The sequence below is a fragment of the Streptomyces sp. NPDC107575 genome (genome assembly GCF_055657265.1).
On the sequence record NZ_JBVKBG010000002.1, the window covers coordinates 456,427 to 472,884 of the forward strand.

The window sequence follows — 16,458 nt, forward strand, 5'->3', positions numbered from 1 at the left end:
TCGGCGGGGGCGCGCAGCACCCGGAGGGAACATAAAGCAATGGCAGTGCCAGCAAAGGGGCCGGCTGAAGCCGAGGGCCCGTGTTCCACCCCATCGGAGAGCAGCACCGCTTCGCAGGTGCATCCGGTGGACGAAAAGCTCCACCCGTCGCGGCTCGCGCCCGCGGCACTCCAGCACATCGCCGCCATGTACGCAGGCGTCGTCACCCCGCCGCTCATCATCGGCCAGGCCGTCGGACTCGACACCGCGGGCCAGACCCGGCTGATCGCCGCGTCGCTGCTCATCGCGGGGCTCGCCACCCTGCTCCAGACGCTCGGCGTCAAGGGCTTCGTCGGCAACCGGCTGCCCTTCGTCAACGCCGCGTCCTCCGCGGGCATCGCGCCGATGCTCGCCATCGCGGAGACGAACGCCAAAGGCGACCAACTCCCCGCCATCTACGGGGCGGTCATGGTCGCGGGTGTGTTCTGTCTCGCGGTCGGGCCGTTCTTCGGGCGGCTCCTCAGGTTCTTCCCGCCGCTGGTCACCGGCGTCGTCATCACCCTCATCGGTGTGACGCTGATGCCCGTGCCGGTCGGCTGGGCCCAGGGCGGCGACAAGACCGCCGCCGACTACGGCGACATGCGCTACCTCGCCCTCGCCGCGTTCACGCTCGTCGTCATCCTGCTGATCCAGCGCTTCGGCAAGGGCTTCGTCAAGCAAGTCGCCCTGCTCTTCGGCATGTTGATCGGTACGCTCGCCGCGATCCCGTTCGGCATGGCGGACTTCAGCTCCCTCAAGTCCGCGCCCGTGGCCGCGCTCCCGACGCCGTTCGCCTTCGGCGCCCCCGAGTTCCAGCCCGCCGCGATCATCTCGCTCTGCCTCGTCATGCTCGTCCTGATGACCGAGTCGAGCGCCGGCATGCTGGCCATCGGCGAGATCTGCGAGCGCGAGTGCGACGGGAAGACCATCACCAAGGGTCTGCGCACCGACGGCATCGCCACCTTCATCGGACCGATCTTCGGCGGCCTGCCGACCTCGGCGTTCGCCCAGAACGTCGGCGTCGTCTCCCTCACCAAGGTGCGCAGCCGCTACGTCGTCGCCGTCGCCGGCGCCACCCTGCTGATCCTCGGCATCTTCCCGATGCTCGGCGCGGTCGTCTCCCTGGTCCCCATGCCGGTCCTCGGCGGCGCGGGCATCGTCCTGTTCGGCTCGATCGCCGTCAGCGGCATCCGTACGCTCTCCGAAGCCGGCCTCGACGACAGCTCCAACATCATCCTGGTGGCCGTATCGCTCGGCGCGGGCATCATCCCGCTCGCCGCACCGAGCTTCTACGCCGACTTCCCGGCCTGGGCGCAGACCGTGCTCGGTTCCGGAATCAGCGCGGGCGCGCTCGTCGCCGTCTCGCTCAATCTGTTCTTCCATCATCTCGGCACCCGTGGCGCAACTGCCGCGGCACTCAAATCTTCCTAGGGTCCTGCCGTGCCCACACGTCACACCGACTGAAGGAAGCACCATGGCTCCTGCCACGGCAAACCGCATCGTCATCGAGAACGTCGCCATCGCGACGGTCGACGCGCACGACACCGAGTACGCCTCGGGCCACATCGTCGTCGCGGACAACAGGATCGAGTCCATCGGCGCGGGCAGCGCGCCCGAGGGCCTCGAGAACGTGGTCCGACGCATCGACGGCACCGGTCACCTGGCCACACCCGGCCTCGTCAACACGCACCACCACTTCTACCAGTGGATCACCCGTGGCCTGGCGACGGACCACAACCTGTTCAACTGGCTGGTGGCGCTGTACCCGACGTGGGCGCGCATCGACGAGCAGATGACATACGCGGCGGCGCAGGGCTCCCTCGCGATGATGGCCCGCGGCGGTGTCACCACCGCCATGGACCACCACTACGTGTTCCCGCAGGGCTCCGGCGACCTCTCCGGATCGATCATCCGGGCGGCCGCCGAGACCGGCGTGCGCTTCACCCTGGCGCGCGGCTCCATGGACCGCAGCGAGAAGGACGGCGGACTGCCGCCGGACTTCGCCGTCGAGACCCTCGACGGCGCGCTCGCCGCGACCGAGGAGACGGTCAAGAAGCACCACGACGACTCCTTCGACGCGATGACGCAGGTGGCCGTGGCCCCCTGCTCGCCGTTCTCGGTGTCCACCGAACTCCTCAAGCAGGGCGCCGAGTTGGCGCGCCGCCTCGGAGTACGCCTGCACACCCACGGCAGCGAGACCGTCGAGGAGGAGAAGTTCTGCCACGAGCTGTTCGGCATGGGCCCGACCGACTACTTCGAGTCGACGGGCTGGCTCGGCGAGGACGTGTGGATGGCGCACAGCGTCCACATGAACGACTCCGACATCGCCGCGTTCGGCCGTACGAAGACGGGTGTCGCGCACTGCCCGTCCTCAAATGCCCGACTGGCGGCGGGAATCGCCCGCGTACCCGACATGCTGGCGGCCGGCGTCCCGGTCGGCCTCGGCGTCGACGGCACCGCCTCCAACGAGTCGGGCGAACTGCACACGGAACTGCGCAACGCCCTCCTCATCAACCGCCTCGGCGCGCACCGCGAGGCGGCCCTGAACGCCCGTCAGGCACTGCGCCTCGGGACGTACGGGGGCGCGCAGGTCCTCGGCCGGGCCTCCCAGATCGGGTCGCTCGAAGCCGGGAAGCTGGCCGACCTGGTGCTGTGGAAGATGGACACCCTCGCCCACGCATCGATCGCCGACCCGGTGACCGCGCTCGTCTTCGGCGCGGCCGCACCGGTCACCCTCTCCCTCGTGAACGGCAAGCCGGTGGTCGAGGACAGCCGCCTGCTGAACGTCGACGAGGACGCCATCGCCCGCTCCACGCGGGCGGAGGCGCAGCGCCTCGCGCGGATCACCGCCGAGAGCTGAGTTGTTGAGACTCCGGTCAGGGGGGACGGCCCCTGGCCGGGGACTCGATCGAGCTGCCGAGCGGGCTGTTCGACCGAGTGCCGCCCCGGAACGTGGCCCAAAGCTTCACGTTCCCGGGGCGGCCAGTACTACCTGGGCGCACAACAACTGAACAGCACCACCAGCACGACCTTGCACCTTGCACCACCTCCCAGAAGCGAAAAGCGCCGGCGGCCTGCCGGGGCTGGAAAACAACCGGAGGAGCCGCAGTGGCGACGAAGCCCAGGTTCACCAAGCAAGGCACGACCCCCGCCGACGAGTCCGCGGGGCATACCAAACATCCGGTCGACGAGAAGTTGCCACCGCTGAAGATGGCGACGACGGGTCTGCAGCACGTGGCGGCGATGTACGCGGGCGTGGTCGCGCCCCCGCTCATCGTCGGCGCGGCGATCGGGCTCAGCCCGAAGGACCTGACCTTCCTGACGGGCGCCTGCCTGTTCACGGCGGGCCTCGCGACCTTCCTCCAGACGCTCGGCATCTGGAAGATCGGCGCGCGCCTCCCGTTCGTGAACGGCGTGACGTTCGCGGGCGTCGCCCCGATGCTCGCCGTCGTCGGCTCGACGAAGGACAAGGACGACGCGCTGCCGATCATCTTCGGCGCGGTGATCGTCGCGGGTGTGCTCGGCTTCATAGCCGCACCCTTCTTCTCGAAACTGGTGCGGTTCTTCCCACCGGTCGTCACCGGCACGGTCATCACCCTCATCGGTGTCTCGCTGATGCCGGTCGCCTTCGGCTGGGCCCAGGGGCCCGACGTCAAGGCGCCCGACTACGGATCGATGAAGAACCTGGCGCTCGCCGGCATCACGCTCGTGATCGTGCTGGTCATCCGCCGCTTCACGACGGGCTTCGTCAAGCAGATCGCGGTCCTGCTCGGCCTGGTGGTCGGCACGGTGATCGCGATCCCGTTCGGTGCCACGGACTTCTCGCCGGTCGGCGACGCGGACATCATCGGCTTCCCGACCCCGTTCCACTTCGGTGCCCCGCAGTTCGCGGGCGCGGCCATCGTCTCGATGATCGTCGTCATGGTGGTCTCGATGACCGAGTCGACCGCCGACATGCTCGCCCTCGGTGAGATCGTCGGCCGCCCCGCCGACGAGAAGACGATCGCGGCCGGGCTGCGCGCCGACACCCTCGGCTCCGCCGTCAGCCCGCTGTTCAACGGCTTCATGTGCAGCGCGTTCGCCCAGAACATCGGCCTCGTCGCGATGACGAAGATCCGCAGCCGCTTCGTGGTCGCGGTCGGTGGCGGCTTCCTCGTCCTGATGGGCCTGTGCCCGATGGCGGCCTCGCTGATCGCGGTCGTGCCGCGCCCGGTGCTCGGCGGCGCCGGCGTCGTGCTGTTCGGCTCGGTCGCGGCCAGCGGCATCCAGACCCTGGTGAAGGCCAACATGGACAAGGACAACAACGTCCTCATCGTGGCCGTCTCGCTCGCCGTGGGCCTGATCCCGATCGCGGTGCCGGAGTTCTACCACGCGTTCCCGGAGAACGCGAAGATCATCCTGGACTCGGGCATCTCGACGGGCTGTGTCGCCGCGGTCGTGCTCAACCTGCTGTTCAACCACATCGGCAAGGGGCGCGACGCCGACGACGTCACGTCGCCGATGGAGTCGGGCGGCGACATCGCGGAACAGCGCACCCAGCCGACAGCGGCGGGGGCGCACTGAGCGACGCGGCGGGGGTGGCGCGGTCGGCGGCGCCACCCCCGCCCGCGTCTCAACCGCCGCACACGGGCGCGGACTTCACGTACCCGCCCAGATTCTCGTCGTCCGTGCCGAGCAGCGCACGGCCGTCCGCGCCCGGCACGCACTCGACCGCCTCGATCTTGCGGCCGTCGAACCTGTCGGGCGCGCCGTGCCGCGCGGGGATCCGCAGCGTCGCCGCGGTGCCCGACGCGTTCAGCGACACTCGGCCCGCCTCGCTCACCGCCGAGGCGAACGGCCCGTCGTCCCCGGCGTCCGAGGCCGAACTCACCATCACGCGGCCGGACTTGGTGATCGAGATGTCCGAGACGTGCCGCACCTCGCCCTTCGGGTAGGCGGCGCGGAACTTCGCCTTCTCCACGCTCCCGAATTCCGCCTCCCCGTACTCGTTGAGGGTGAACGGCGCCGCGAACACCGTCGCCGGGCGGTCCGCGCCCGCGCCCCGGTCGGCCCACACTGCGACCGTCCTCCCGTGCTCCGCCGTGCCGAGCGCGAAGCCCTCGACGTTCACGCCCTCGGGGAGCGCGGGCAGCGGCGCCAGGTCGAGCACCCGCGCGGTGTCCCCTTCGACCTGCAGCCGGTACACGAGGCCCCTGCTGGCCAGCGCCATGAACTCGCCGTCCGTGCCCGGCACCGCCTCGATCGCCTCCAGGTCCTTGGGCTCCATGCCCTCCCAGGTGAGCGGGGTGACCTTCGTGTCCTTCGGTGCGTCGGGGTGGAAGGCGACGCGGCTGATCCGCGGCTGGCCGGGCTTCTTGTTGTCGTGCACGACGAGGGCCTCCACCGCGCCGCCGGCCGCGTTCCCACCGGTGAGCGCGAGTCCGCTGACCCCGGACGTGGCGTCGTCGCCGACCTGCTGCCAGCCGGTGGCGGGCGGCGCGGACTGCGCCGGGGCGCCCGCGCGGGCGGGTGCGGCGAGGGCCAGCGTGACAAGGGCGGCGGAGAGCAGGGACTTGTGGCGCAACTGCATGGGCGGGGCCTCTCGCATGGGGGCGTTCGGATGGTGCCGTGCACGAGGTCGACGCGCGTAGAAACACGGGCCGGACCGGACCGTAGCGATCTTCCCGGGAGGAGGCAAGAGGGTCGCGGGGGTCCGCCCGCTCAAGAGGCGTCGGGCTTCGCCCCGGTCCGGGTGGCGCCCCGTCAGGCACCCGAAGGCCCGCGCCCGACAAGGGACTTGGCGTAGAAGCGGCTGTCGTCGTAGTCCCGGAACGGGCCGAACGGCGGTGTCGGGCGGTAGCCGTCGGCCTCGTACAGGCCGATCGCCTCCGGCAGGTGGACGCCCGTCTCCAGGACCATGCGGGTACGGCCCGCGTCCCGCGCGCTGTCCTCAAGAGCGGTCAGGATCCGGCGGGCGAGGCCCCGGCCGCGTGCCCGCTCCACGACGAACATGCGCTTCAGTTCGGCGTCGCCGTCCGCGTAGCCCGCGTCGTCCCGCTCCTGGGCCCGCCAGCCGCCGCAGGCGACCGGGACCCCGGCGTCGTACGCGACGAGGAACAGGCCCCCCGGCGGGTCGAAGTGTCCGGGGTGCAGATCGGTGAAGTCGTCGTAGCCGAAGCGTTTGCGGTACTCGGCCTGCACCTGCTCGCTGAGCGAGACCGCGTCGGGGTGTCCGTAGGAACGGCTGTGGATGTTCATGGCGGGGGAGCGGCGGCGCGGCCGGTCAGAGGCCGAGGACGGCCGGGGCGGAGGCCAGCTCCTTGAAGATCTCCCCGGGGTTCCGCACCAGCTTGCGCTCGGTGAGGTCCATGACGCCGCTCACCGCGGTCACCTCGGCCGCCACCGAGCCGTCGGCCCTGCGGAGCGTCTGGTGGACGCGGAACACCTTGCCGTCGCCGAACTCGAAAGCACAGCTCACGTCGACGACGTCGCCGGCGCGCAACTCCCGCAGATAGCGGATGTTCGTCTCCAGGACGACGGGGCCCACCCCGCGGCCGAGCAGGGCGTTCTCGTCGAGACCGGCATGGCGCAGGAACGACCAGCGCGCGTGCTCCGCGTACTGCAGATAGACGGCCTGGTTGAGGTGTCCGTTGACATCGATCTCGTACCCGCGGACCTCGACCGGTACGGAAAACTGCTCTGCCACGACGTTCCTCTCGATGGCTCGACGGTGGGGCCTTGTGCCGATCATGCCAACAGGCGGGTGGGGTACGGCATTCCGGCCGCCGTGACGTGCGTTACGCGCGTCTGGGCGACGCCAGCAGATAGCGGCCCCCGCCGCGTGCCCCCGCGTGCTCACTGACCTGCCAGCCCGCTTCCCGCAGCGCCGCCGCGCACGCCGCGAGCCCGTCCTGCTCCGGGTGGTGGACGGCGACGGCCTCCGGCTGCGGGGTGTCGCGCACGCGATAGCCGGGAGCGGCCTCGTCCCCGTCCGCGGGCGCGCAGCCCGCGGCCTCCAGGGCGAGCGCGGCGGACGGGGCGAGCCGGCCGCGCTCCCAGGCGCACGGCCGGTCCGTCGCGCCGTCCGCGTTCGTCATCCGGCGTATCTCCAGCAGGCCCTGCCAGGCCGTGCGCACCTCGCGCGCCCGCGCGGGCCCCGCGTCGGAGCGCGGTTCGCCGCCGAGCCGCGCGGCGAACACGCCGCCGGACTCCGCCGGTTCGGGCTCGGCGGCCGGCGGCTCGTCCCCGGCCTCCCGCAGCCGGTGGCCCGCCGGGGTCAGGAAGTGCTCGTGCGGGGGCCGCGGGTGCCGGAACGCCAGCTTCAGGACGACGAGCCGGTCGAGCTGGGCGGGCGTGCCGGAGATCCGGCCCGTCTCCGGGTCGGCTGCCTCGATGATGCGGCGCTGCGCGGCAGTCGGCGGTCTGGTCATGGCGTGCCTCCCGTCTTGGCCCGATAGTGCACGACGGGACTGACAACGGGCCGGGACGAGCGGGCGGCCGGGCTCAGGGCCGCAGGTTCCAGCCCGAGATCACCGGTCTGCCGTGCTCGAAGGTGAGGCGGCTGACCGTGCCCGTCGCCAGCAGGAAGTGCGAGCCGCCCGACGGCGGCAGCCCGAGGCGCCGCGCGGTCAGCACCCGCAGGAAGTGGCCGTGCGAGACGAGGACGACGCTGCCCTCGTTGTTGGAGAGCGCCGCGTCGACCTTGGAAAGCATCCGGTCGGCCCGGTCGCCCACCTGCTCCGGCGTCTCGCCGGGATGCTCGGGCGGCCCCGGCGGCACCCCGTCGTCGAACAGGTACCAGTCGGGCCGGGTGCGCTGGATCTCCCGCGTGGTGACGCCCTCGTACGCGCCGTAGTCCCACTCGTGCAGGTCCGGATCGACGGTGTAGCGCTCGAGACCGGCGAGCTCGGCGGTCTCGCGCGTGCGCTGGAGGGGGCTCACGAAGACCGCCCCGATGTGATAGCTGCCGACGAGGGGCGCGACGCGGCGCGCCTCCTCCCGGCCGTTGTCGGTGAGGGGGATGTCGGTGAGGCCGGTGTGCTGCCCGGTGAGGGCCCATTCGGTCTCGCCGTGCCGGACGAGAAGCAGATCACCCAAGGTTTCGCGCCTGTTCGCTAGGTGGTGGGCAGAGGCACGGCCATTGTCCCCGGGCCGGGGCGGGCGGGCCCGGCGGGCGGGGCGGACCGGGCGGACGGCGCGGCCGGACGTGGGGCACCGGGCACGGGATCAAGGATTGTCAGACCCGGCCCGTAAGGTCTTAGGGGTCGTCGAGACCCGAGCGCAGAGTGGGAAGGGAGGTGGCGCGACCGTGCCGGAGCTTTCGGGTGTCCCGCTGGGCGCCGCCGCCGTCTTCCTGCCCGATCCGCTGCCGCGTGCGGGGCGGATCGCCTTCTGGTTCCCGGATGCGGAGGAGGGCCACGAAGCGCCGGGGCTGCCGGGCGCCGAGGACGAGCTGACGCTCGTGCGTCCGCACGGCTCAGGGGTGCGCAGCCGCAAGGTGCCCGCCCTCGTGGTGCCGGTCCTGGACGCGCTGCCCCAGCTGCTGCGGGCCCGCCGCACCCCGGGCGCCCACCCGGCGGCGGCCGCCTGGGGAGCCGCCGCGGCGCACGCCCTGCACCTGGTGGCGCGGGGCCGGCTGCTGCCCGGCCTCACCGCCTCCGACCACGACGCGTGGCGCGCGGGCCCCCTCGACGAGGACGACGTGGCGCAGGTGAGGGCCGTCGCCGCGGCCCTGCCGCCCGAGGGGTACGCGACGCCGGTGCCGGGCAGCAGGCCGCTGCGGGTGCCGCAGCCGGAGGCGCTGGTGCGGGCGCTGCTCGACGCCGTGGCCGACGCCCTGCCGCGCACCCCGGCCGCGGCGCACGCGGCGGGCGCGCCGTTCGCGGCGGCCGCCGCCCAGCACATCCCGCGGGCCCGCCCCTGGGCGGTCGAGGCGGCGGCCGGGCTCGACGCGGGCGTGAAGGTGTCGCTCCGGCTCGACCTGTCGCAGTACGCACTGTTCGACGGGGACGACGTCGGGCACGAGGGGGAGGAGCCCGAGGAGGGCGCCGGGGCGCGCCGCGCGGGCGCCGCCATCGTCCAGGTGCACAGCCTCGCCGATCCCACGCGCGTGGTCGACGCCGCGGGACTGTGGGCGGGGGAGGCCAGTGACCACTTCGGCCCGCGCGCCCGGATCGACGCGGTCCTCGCGGTGCGCCGCGCCGCGCTCGCCTGGCCGCCGCTCGGCCGCCTCCTGGAGCAGGACGTGCCGGACGTGCTCGCCCTGTCCGAGAGCGAGCTGACCGACCTGCTCGGGCCCGGCGCGGCGCGCCTCGCCAAGGCGGGCGTGACGCTGCACTGGCCGCGCGACATCGCTCGCTCGCTGACCGCGACCGCCGTGGTGCGCGCGCAGGCCGCGCCCGGCTCGGCCACCGACGGGACGCCGTTCTTCGACAGCGACGAGCTGCTGAAGTTCGACTGGCAGGTGGCGCTCGACGGGGACCCGCTGACCGAGCGCGAGATGGACCTGCTCGCCGAGTCGCACCGCGCGGTGGTGCGCCTGCGCGACCAGTGGGTGGTCGTCGACCCCGACCTCGTCCGCAAGGCCCGCAAGCGCGAGCTGGGCCTCCTCGAACCCGTCGACGCGCTGGCGGTCGCGCTCACTGGCGAGGCCGAGGTCGACGGGGAGCGGGTCGCGGCCGTGCCCGCGGGCCGGCTCGCCGAGCTGCGCGACCGGCTGACCCGGGGCATCGACACGGTCGAACCGCCCGAGGGCCTGCGCGCGACGCTGCGCGACTACCAACTGCGGGGCCTGGCCTGGCTCGACCTGATGACCTCGCTCGGCCTCGGCGGCTGCCTCGCCGACGACATGGGCCTCGGCAAGACCGTCACCCTCATCGCGTTGCACCTGCGCCGCGCCAGGCCCGCGCCCACGCTCGTCGTCTGCCCGGCCTCCCTGCTCGGGAACTGGCAGCGGGAGATCGAGCGGTTCGCCCCCGGCGTCCCGGTGCGCCGCTTCCACGGCGCGGACCGCGCCCTGACCGGCGTCGAGGGCGGCTTCGTCCTCACCACGTACGGCACCCTGCGCACCCGCGCCGCCGAACTCGCGGGACACACCTGGGGCATGGTCGTCGCCGACGAGGCGCAGCACGTGAAGAACCCCAACTCGGCGACGGCGAAGGCGCTGCGCACCATCGAGGCCCCCGCGCGCGTGGCGCTCACGGGCACGCCGGTGGAGAACGACCTGTCGGAGCTGTGGGCCCTGCTCGACTGGACGACGCCCGGGCTGCTCGGCCCGCTCAAGGCGTTCCGCGCCCGGCACGCGCGCGTGGTGGAGGGCGAGGTCCCGCTCCAGGGCCAGGGCGGGACGAACCCGGAGGCGATCGAGCGCCTCGCCCGCCTGATCCGCCCGTTCATCCTGCGCCGCAGGAAGTCCGACCCCGGCATCGTGCCCGAACTGCCCCCGAAGACCGAGTCCGACCATCCCGCGCCGCTCACCCGCGAGCAGGTGTCGCTCTACGAGGCCGTGGTACGCGAGTCGATGGCGCAGATCGAGGAGGCCGAGGGCATCGGCCGCCGCGGCCTGATCATGAAGCTGCTCACGTCGCTGAAGCAGATCTGCAACCACCCGGCGCAGTACCTCAAGGAGGGCCAGGGCGACGGCCCCCGCCCGCGCCTGGCGGGCCGCTCCGGCAAACTCGCCCTCCTGGACGAGCTGTTGGACACGATCGTCGCCGAGGAGGGCGCGGTCCTCGTCTTCACCCAGTACGTGTCCATGGCCAAGCTGCTCGCCACGCACCTGACCACCCGCGGCATCCCCAGCCAGCTGCTGCACGGCGGCAGCACGATCGTCGAGCGCGAGCGCATGGTCGACCGCTTCCAAAGCGGAGAGGTGCCCGTCTTCCTGCTCTCCCTGAAGGCGGCCGGCACCGGACTCAACCTCACGCGCGCGGGGCACGTGATCCACTTCGACCGGTGGTGGAACCCGGCGGTGGAGGAGCAGGCCACCGACCGCGCGTACCGCATCGGGCAGACGCAGCCCGTGCAGGTCCACCGGCTCATCACCGAGGGCACGGTGGAGGACCGGATCGCCGAACTGCTCGCGACCAAGCGGGCATTGGCGGACGCCGTGCTCGGCACCGGCGAGGCGGCGCTCACCGAACTGACCGACCGGGAGCTCACGGACCTCGTGACGCTGCGCAGGGAGGCGACGCGATGAGCCCGACGCGCAGGCCCCACAGGACGCACCGGCCGCACGTGCCGGGCCGCGCGGGCGCCGACGAGCAGGCGAAGGCCCGGCATCTGGACACGCGCCGCACGTTCCCGCCGCTGCCGCCGCGCGCCGAGCCGGGCGGCAGCTTCGCCCTCACCTGGTGGGGGAACGCCTGGGTGGACGCGCTGCAGGACACGGCCCTCGACCAGGGTCGCCTCGAGCGCGGCCGGGCCTACGCGGACCGCGGCCACGTCGACGCGATCACCGTCACCCCGGGCCGCGTCGTCGCCTACGTGCACGGCTCGCGCCCCCGCCCCTACCGGGCCGAACTGCGCCTGAGGGAACTGCGGGACGAGTCCTGGGACCGCTTCCTGGACACGGCCGCTTCCCGCCCCGAGCACCTGGCGTCGCTGCTCGACAAGGACGTGCCGCACGCGCTGGCGGCGGCCGCCGACCTGCTGCCCACGGTCGACGAGCTCACCCCCGAGTGCACCTGCCCGGACCGCGGCCACCCCTGCAAGCACGCGGCGGCGCTCTGCTACCAGACGGCCCGGATCCTCGACGAGGACCCGTTCGTCCTGTTCCTGCTGCGCGGGCGCGGCGAGCAGGAGCTGCTGCGGGCGCTGACCCGGCGCAGCTCGGTGCACGAGGCGCAGGAGCGCTCGAAGGCGCGGGCCCCCGAGCTCGACTCGCTCCCGGCGAAGGACGTGTACGCGGGCGCCGCGGACGGTCAACTGCCGCAGCTGCCACCGGAGTTCCCGGCCCCGCAGTACCCCGAGCGCCCGCCCTCCTACCCGCAGGCGCCGGACGCCCCCGACCCGCTCGCGCTCGACCTCCTCGCCACGGAGGCCGGGGTCCGCGCGCACACGCTGCTCACCACCGGCGCGGACCCGATCGCCGCCCTCACCCCGTGGCAGGACGCGGTCCGGCTCGCCGCCGCGCACCCCGGCTCGGGCCTCACGGCGGCGACGCGTGCGCTGTACGCCTCGTTGTCCCGGGGGACGGGGCGTACGCCCACCGATCTGGCGCGTGCGGTCGCCGCCTGGCGTCAGGGCGGGCTCGACGGGCTCTCGGTCCTGGAGGAGGAGTGGGACCCGCCGGCGGGTCCCTTCGACCGTGCCCGACCGGCGCTCCTCGCCATGGGGCACCCGGACTTCCGCCCCCACCGCAACCATCTGTCGACCCGTTCCGTCCAGCTCCGGCTCGGGCGTGACGGCTGGTGGTACGGCTACGAGTCCGAGCCCGGGCGGGACGAGTGGTGGCCCCGCGGGGAGCCGGGGCGGGACCCCGTGTCGGCGTTGGACTCCGTCCTGGGCGGGGGCTGACACCTGGGCGGCCGCCCCTGTCCACGGGTCCGTCCTCCGGCCGCGGGGCTCTGCCCCGGACCCCGCTGCTCAATCGCCGCAGGGGCTTGATTGGCCGAGCCTCAGCCGCCGCGGGGGCTTGACTTGGCCCAGCCTCAGCCGCCGCAGGGGCTTGATTGGTCGAGCCTCAGCCGCCGCGGGGGTTTGATTGGCCGGGCCTCGGCTGTCAGGGCCGTCGTCACCGGCCCGCCCCCACGGCCAGGGACATGCCGCGTCCGGCGAAGAACTCCTCGAAGCGCTCCACGGGCAGCTCCGCCGTGCGGGTCGTCGCGTCCGTGCCCGAGGGGTTGTGGAAGTGGTAGCCGGAGCCGTCCGGCGTGCGCGATGTGACGAGGACCAGGTGGCCGCCGCGGCCTGGCGCCGGCTCGTGCGGGCGGCGGATCGCGTAGTGCACGGAGGCGATGACCAGGCGGCCCGCGTCGAGCAGTTCACCGATCCCGTCTGCGCCGAGCGTGCGGTGCACCTCCGCGTCGACGCCGTGCACCTCCCGTACGTACTCCACCGCGGGCGCGTAGATCATGCCGCGGATCTCGCCCTCGGCGTCCACCCGGTACGCGCCGAACTTCAGCGTCCCGTCGCGCAGTTCGAAGAGCGAGGGCGCGCCGGGCCCGAGCGCCATGCGCAGACACGTCGCCCCGCACAGGTGCCCGCACCAGCGCGCGTAGTCCTCGACCGTCGCCGCGCCCGACTGCCGCCACGCGGGGTCCCGCGCGCGGTCGAACCGCCCGGACACGATGGGCCCGACCAGGTCGGGGGAGGCGAACTGCGTGTGGCTGGGGTGCCCACAGGTGCTGCACGAGGTCGTAGAGATCACGTCACTGACGGTATCCGCTCAGGAAGCGCCCGATCCGGCTGATCGCGGCATCGAGATCATCGGCGTAGGGGAGGGTCAGGATGCGGAAGTGGTCGGGGGTCGGCCAGTTGAAGCCGGTGCCCTGGACGACCTGGATCTTCTCGCGGAGCAGCAGGTCGAGGACGAACTTCTCGTCGTCGACGATGTTGTGCACCTTGGGGTCGATGCGCGGGAAGGCGTACAGCGCGCCCTTGGGCTTCACGCAGCTCACGCCGGGGATCTCGTTCAGCTTCTCCCACGCCTTGTCGCGCTGTTCGAGCAGGCGCCCGCCGGGCCGGGTGAGTTCATGGATCGACTGGCGGCCGCCGAGCGCGGCCTGGATGGCGTACTGGGCGGGCGCGTTCGGGCACAGCCGCATGGAGGCCAGCATCGTGAGGCCCTCCAGATAGTTCTTCGCGTGCTGCTGCGGGCCCGTGACCACCATCCAGCCGCTGCGGAACCCGGCCACCCGGTACGTCTTCGACAGACCGGAGAAGGTGAGGACGACGAGGTCCGGGGCGAGGGTCGCGGCGGTGTGGTGCACCGCGTCGTCGTAGAGGATCTGGTCGTAGATCTCGTCGGCGAACACCATCAGGCCGTGCCGGCGGGCGAGATCGAGGATGCCCTCGACGATCTCCTTCGGATAGACCGCGCCGGTCGGGTTGTTGGGGTTGATGATGACGACCGCCTTCGTGCGGTCGGTGATCTTCGACTCCATGTCGGCGAGGTCCGGGTACCAGTCCGACTGCTCGTCGCAGAGATAGTGGACGGCCTTGCCGCCGGAGAGCGTGGTGACGGCCGTCCACAGCGGGAAGTCCGGGGCCGGGATGAGGACTTCGTCCCCGTCCTCAAGGAGCGCCTGGATCGCCATCGAGACCAGCTCGGACACGCCGTTGCCGAGGAAGACGTCGTCGACCCCGACGTCGAGGCCGAGCGCCTGGTAGCGCTGGGCGACGGCGCGGCGCGCCGAGAGGATGCCGCGCGAGTCCGTGTAGCCGTGCGCCTGCGGGAGCATCCGGATCATGTCCTGGACGATCTCCTCGGGCGCCTCGAAGCCGAACAGCGCCGGGTTGCCGGTGTTCAGGCGCAGCACGCTGTGGCCCGCCTCCTCAAGGGCGTTGGCATGCTCGATCACCGGGCCGCGGATCTCGTAACAGACCTCGCTCAGCTTGCTCGACTGCCGGAACTCCATGCGCTTGCCCTCCAGGCGGACCAGGTGCCACTGTGCTGAACCGTTGTTGCTTGGTTTTACCAAGTGGGTGCTTGGAAAGTCCAACAAGTTGCATAGACTGCGCGTCATGCCAAGCCGAAGCTACGACCAGTACTGCGCCGCAGCCCGCGCCCTCGACGCCGTCGGGGACCGCTGGACCCTCCTGATCGTGCGCGAACTCCTCGCCGGGGCGCGCCGCTACACGGACCTGCACGCCGATCTGCCGGGCGTGAGTACGGACATGCTGGCCACGCGCCTGAAGGGCATGGAGCGGGACGGGATCGCCGAGCGCCGACGGCTGCCGGCGCCCGCTTCCGCGTACGTGTACGAACTGACCGAGCGGGGCCGCGGACTGCTGCCCGTACTGCAGGCGCTGGGGGAGTGGGGCGCCCCGGAGCTCGCCGAGCGCAGGCCCACCGACGCGGTGCGGGCGCACTGGCTGGCGCTGCCGTTGTCGCGGCAGTTGGAGGAGCTGGGGGAGCCGGGTGCGGTGGAGGTCCGGGTCGACGAGGGGGTCTTCCATGTACGGGTGGGCGCGGAGCCCGTACATCCCGTATATGGGGACGGGGTGTACCCGGGCGGGGAGCCGGACGCGCGGCTGACCCTGGAGGCCGAGGTGTGCGGCGAGGTCGCCCGCGGCGCGGTCGGCCTGGTCGAGGCGGTGCGCGGCGGACGCGTCACCGTGACGGGTGAGGGCGCGCTGGCGAAATCGCTGCGCGGCGGCACCTCCTGAATCTGAATCCACGTCCCTCTCCAGGGAGCGGCACCTCCTGAAACCTCTCCTCATGGGCGTCCCGCGAGGAACAGCGGCAATGTCCGGACCGTCCCGAGGCGCGGCGTGACAAGAGTCGCAACCACGCCCGCGGTCACACGACGCGCCACTTTGTGAAGACCCCATGAACTCGGGCTCTACCAGTCGGTAACCCCACTGATTCGGGCCAATTATCGCTCTGATCAAGCCGTCACATGCGTGTTAGCGTCCCGGTCGGTCGGGGGGCCGATGCCAATCCTTGTGAAGAGTGAGAGGAAAACGTGGGGCACATGCACCACATGACAGGCGGCTGGATCACCCCCGTCCTGTCCTATGTGATGGCGGTCGTGGGATCCGCGCTGGGGCTGCGCTGCACCGCCCGCGCCCAGGCCGCCGGACAGCGGTCCAAGCGCAACTGGCTGCTCACCGCGTCCGTCGCGATCGGCGCCGGAATCTGGACGATGCACTTCATCGCGATGCTCGGCTACGCCGTCGACGGCACGGCGATCCGCTACGACATCCCCCTGACGCTCCTGAGCCTGCTCGTGGCGATCGTGGTCGTCGGCGCGGGCGTGTTCTTCGCCGGATACGGAAAATCGCGCGCGCTGTCCGTGCTGCTCGGCGGCCTCGGCACCGGGCTCGGCGTCGCCGCGATGCACTACATCGGCATGTCGGCCGTGCGGCTCAACGGCTCGCTCTCCTACGACCCCGTGCTCGTCGCCGCCTCCGTGGTCATCGCCGTCGTCGCCGCGTCCGCCGCGCTGTGGGCCGCGCTGTCCGTGCGCGGACCCGTGATCGCGGCCGTCGCCGCCCTCGTGATGGGCCTCGCGGTGAGCAGCATGCACTACACCGGGATGGCCGCCGTGAAGGTCGCCGTGCACCCGGGAACCGCGCCGCTGTCCGGCGCCACCGCGACCGCGTTCATCCTGCCGCTCGCCGTCGTGCTCGGCTCGTTCCTCTTCCTCACCTGTGCCTTCGTCGCGCTGTCGCCGACGGCCGACGAGCGGGCGCGCAGCGAGGCCGCCGCCCGTCCGCTGCACGAGGTCGAACTGCCCGCCGCGTAGCCGCGATTCCCCACCCCCTCACACCACTCAGGCCCGGCCGAGGAGCTTT

The 16,458-nt window shown here is 72.4% G+C and carries 14 protein-coding genes; 7 read left to right on the forward strand and 7 right to left on the reverse strand.

Going from position 1 to position 16,458, the window contains the following annotated elements; genetic code table 11:
* Positions 1-39 precede the first annotated feature (39 nt).
* The 3 genes from ACZ7L4_RS08735 (at position 40) to ACZ7L4_RS08745 (ending at position 4,581) form a co-directional block, all read left to right on the forward strand.
* Positions 40-1,449: a nucleobase:cation symporter-2 family protein gene (locus ACZ7L4_RS08735; RefSeq protein WP_472100945.1), complete on the forward strand. Its 1,410-nt coding sequence runs from the start codon at positions 40-42 to the stop codon at positions 1,447-1,449.
* A 43-nt stretch (positions 1,450-1,492) separates the two neighbouring features.
* Positions 1,493-2,878: an 8-oxoguanine deaminase gene (locus tag ACZ7L4_RS08740; RefSeq protein ID WP_472100947.1), complete on the forward strand. Its 1,386-nt coding sequence runs from the start codon at positions 1,493-1,495 to the stop codon at positions 2,876-2,878.
* A 350-nt stretch (positions 2,879-3,228) separates the two neighbouring features.
* Positions 3,229-4,581, forward strand: a complete 1,353-nt coding sequence (locus ACZ7L4_RS08745) for a nucleobase:cation symporter-2 family protein (protein WP_472101968.1) — start codon at positions 3,229-3,231, stop codon at positions 4,579-4,581.
* Positions 4,582-4,630: 49 nt separating this feature from the next.
* Here ACZ7L4_RS08745 and ACZ7L4_RS08750 read toward each other — a convergent pair whose 3' ends face one another.
* The 5 genes from ACZ7L4_RS08750 to ACZ7L4_RS08770 all read right to left on the reverse strand — a co-directional run bounded on the left by ACZ7L4_RS08750 (position 4,631) and on the right by ACZ7L4_RS08770 (position 8,094).
* The gene (locus tag ACZ7L4_RS08750) at positions 4,631-5,587 is read right to left on the reverse strand and encodes a hypothetical protein (protein ID WP_472100949.1); all 957 of its coding nucleotides are present in this window, start codon (positions 5,585-5,587) and stop codon (positions 4,631-4,633) included.
* Between the two features lie 173 nt (positions 5,588-5,760).
* Complete coding sequence (locus tag ACZ7L4_RS08755) at positions 5,761-6,255, reverse strand: GNAT family N-acetyltransferase (protein WP_472100951.1); 495 nt, start codon at positions 6,253-6,255, stop codon at positions 5,761-5,763.
* A gap of 25 nt (positions 6,256-6,280) precedes the next feature.
* A complete protein-coding gene (locus ACZ7L4_RS08760; protein ID WP_472100953.1) occupies positions 6,281-6,703 on the reverse strand; it encodes an acyl-CoA thioesterase in 423 nt (140 codons plus the stop codon).
* A gap of 91 nt (positions 6,704-6,794) precedes the next feature.
* Entirely contained in the window at positions 6,795-7,427 is a 633-nt protein-coding gene (locus ACZ7L4_RS08765) for a hypothetical protein (protein ID WP_472100955.1), read from the reverse strand.
* 73 nt (positions 7,428-7,500) lie between these two features.
* Complete coding sequence (locus ACZ7L4_RS08770) at positions 7,501-8,094, reverse strand: histidine phosphatase family protein (RefSeq protein WP_472100957.1); 594 nt, start codon at positions 8,092-8,094, stop codon at positions 7,501-7,503.
* Between the two features lie 211 nt (positions 8,095-8,305).
* On the opposite strand from ACZ7L4_RS08770, the gene ACZ7L4_RS08775 reads away from it, so the two are divergent.
* Together ACZ7L4_RS08775 and ACZ7L4_RS08780 are read left to right on the forward strand one after the other, a co-directional pair.
* Entirely contained in the window at positions 8,306-11,194 is a 2,889-nt protein-coding gene (locus ACZ7L4_RS08775) for a DEAD/DEAH box helicase (protein WP_472100959.1), read from the forward strand.
* Entirely contained in the window at positions 11,191-12,513 is a 1,323-nt protein-coding gene (locus ACZ7L4_RS08780) for an SWIM zinc finger family protein (RefSeq protein ID WP_472100961.1), read from the forward strand. The genes ACZ7L4_RS08775 and ACZ7L4_RS08780 overlap by 4 nt, the downstream gene beginning before the upstream one ends.
* 217 nt (positions 12,514-12,730) lie before the next feature.
* Here the strand turns inward: ACZ7L4_RS08780 and ACZ7L4_RS08785 are convergent, their stop codons facing one another.
* On the reverse strand, positions 12,731-13,366 hold the full coding sequence (locus tag ACZ7L4_RS08785; protein ID WP_472100963.1) for a peptidase: 636 nt from the start codon (positions 13,364-13,366) through the stop codon (positions 12,731-12,733).
* A gap of 1 nt (position 13,367) precedes the next feature.
* On the reverse strand, positions 13,368-14,576 hold the full coding sequence (locus ACZ7L4_RS08790; protein WP_472100965.1) for a pyridoxal phosphate-dependent aminotransferase: 1,209 nt from the start codon (positions 14,574-14,576) through the stop codon (positions 13,368-13,370).
* Between the two features lie 106 nt (positions 14,577-14,682).
* Here ACZ7L4_RS08790 and ACZ7L4_RS08795 point away from each other — a divergent pair, with 106 nt between their 5' ends.
* The gene (locus tag ACZ7L4_RS08795) at positions 14,683-15,327 is read left to right on the forward strand and encodes a winged helix-turn-helix transcriptional regulator (RefSeq protein ID WP_472100966.1); all 645 of its coding nucleotides are present in this window, start codon (positions 14,683-14,685) and stop codon (positions 15,325-15,327) included.
* A 299-nt stretch (positions 15,328-15,626) separates the two neighbouring features.
* The gene (locus ACZ7L4_RS08800; protein ID WP_472100968.1) at positions 15,627-16,409 is read left to right on the forward strand and encodes an MHYT domain-containing protein; all 783 of its coding nucleotides are present in this window, start codon (positions 15,627-15,629) and stop codon (positions 16,407-16,409) included.
* Positions 16,410-16,458 lie beyond the last annotated feature (49 nt).

Coding starts and splice junctions, on each gene's coding strand:
- ACZ7L4_RS08735 (WP_472100945.1), top strand. CDS start 40: ATGGCAGTGCCAGCAAAGGGGCCGGCTGAAGCCGAGGGCCCGTGTTCC.
- ACZ7L4_RS08740 (WP_472100947.1), top strand. CDS start 1,493: ATGGCTCCTGCCACGGCAAACCGCATCGTCATCGAGAACGTCGCCATC.
- ACZ7L4_RS08745 (WP_472101968.1), top strand. CDS start 3,229: ATGGCGACGACGGGTCTGCAGCACGTGGCGGCGATGTACGCGGGCGTG.
- ACZ7L4_RS08750 (WP_472100949.1), bottom strand. CDS start 5,587: ATGCAGTTGCGCCACAAGTCCCTGCTCTCCGCCGCCCTTGTCACGCTG.
- ACZ7L4_RS08755 (WP_472100951.1), bottom strand. CDS start 6,255: ATGAACATCCACAGCCGTTCCTACGGACACCCCGACGCGGTCTCGCTC.
- ACZ7L4_RS08765 (WP_472100955.1), bottom strand. CDS start 7,427: ATGACCAGACCGCCGACTGCCGCGCAGCGCCGCATCATCGAGGCAGCC.
- ACZ7L4_RS08780 (WP_472100961.1), top strand. CDS start 11,191: ATGAGCCCGACGCGCAGGCCCCACAGGACGCACCGGCCGCACGTGCCG.
- ACZ7L4_RS08790 (WP_472100965.1), bottom strand. CDS start 14,576: ATGGAGTTCCGGCAGTCGAGCAAGCTGAGCGAGGTCTGTTACGAGATC.
- ACZ7L4_RS08795 (WP_472100966.1), top strand. CDS start 14,683: ATGCCAAGCCGAAGCTACGACCAGTACTGCGCCGCAGCCCGCGCCCTC.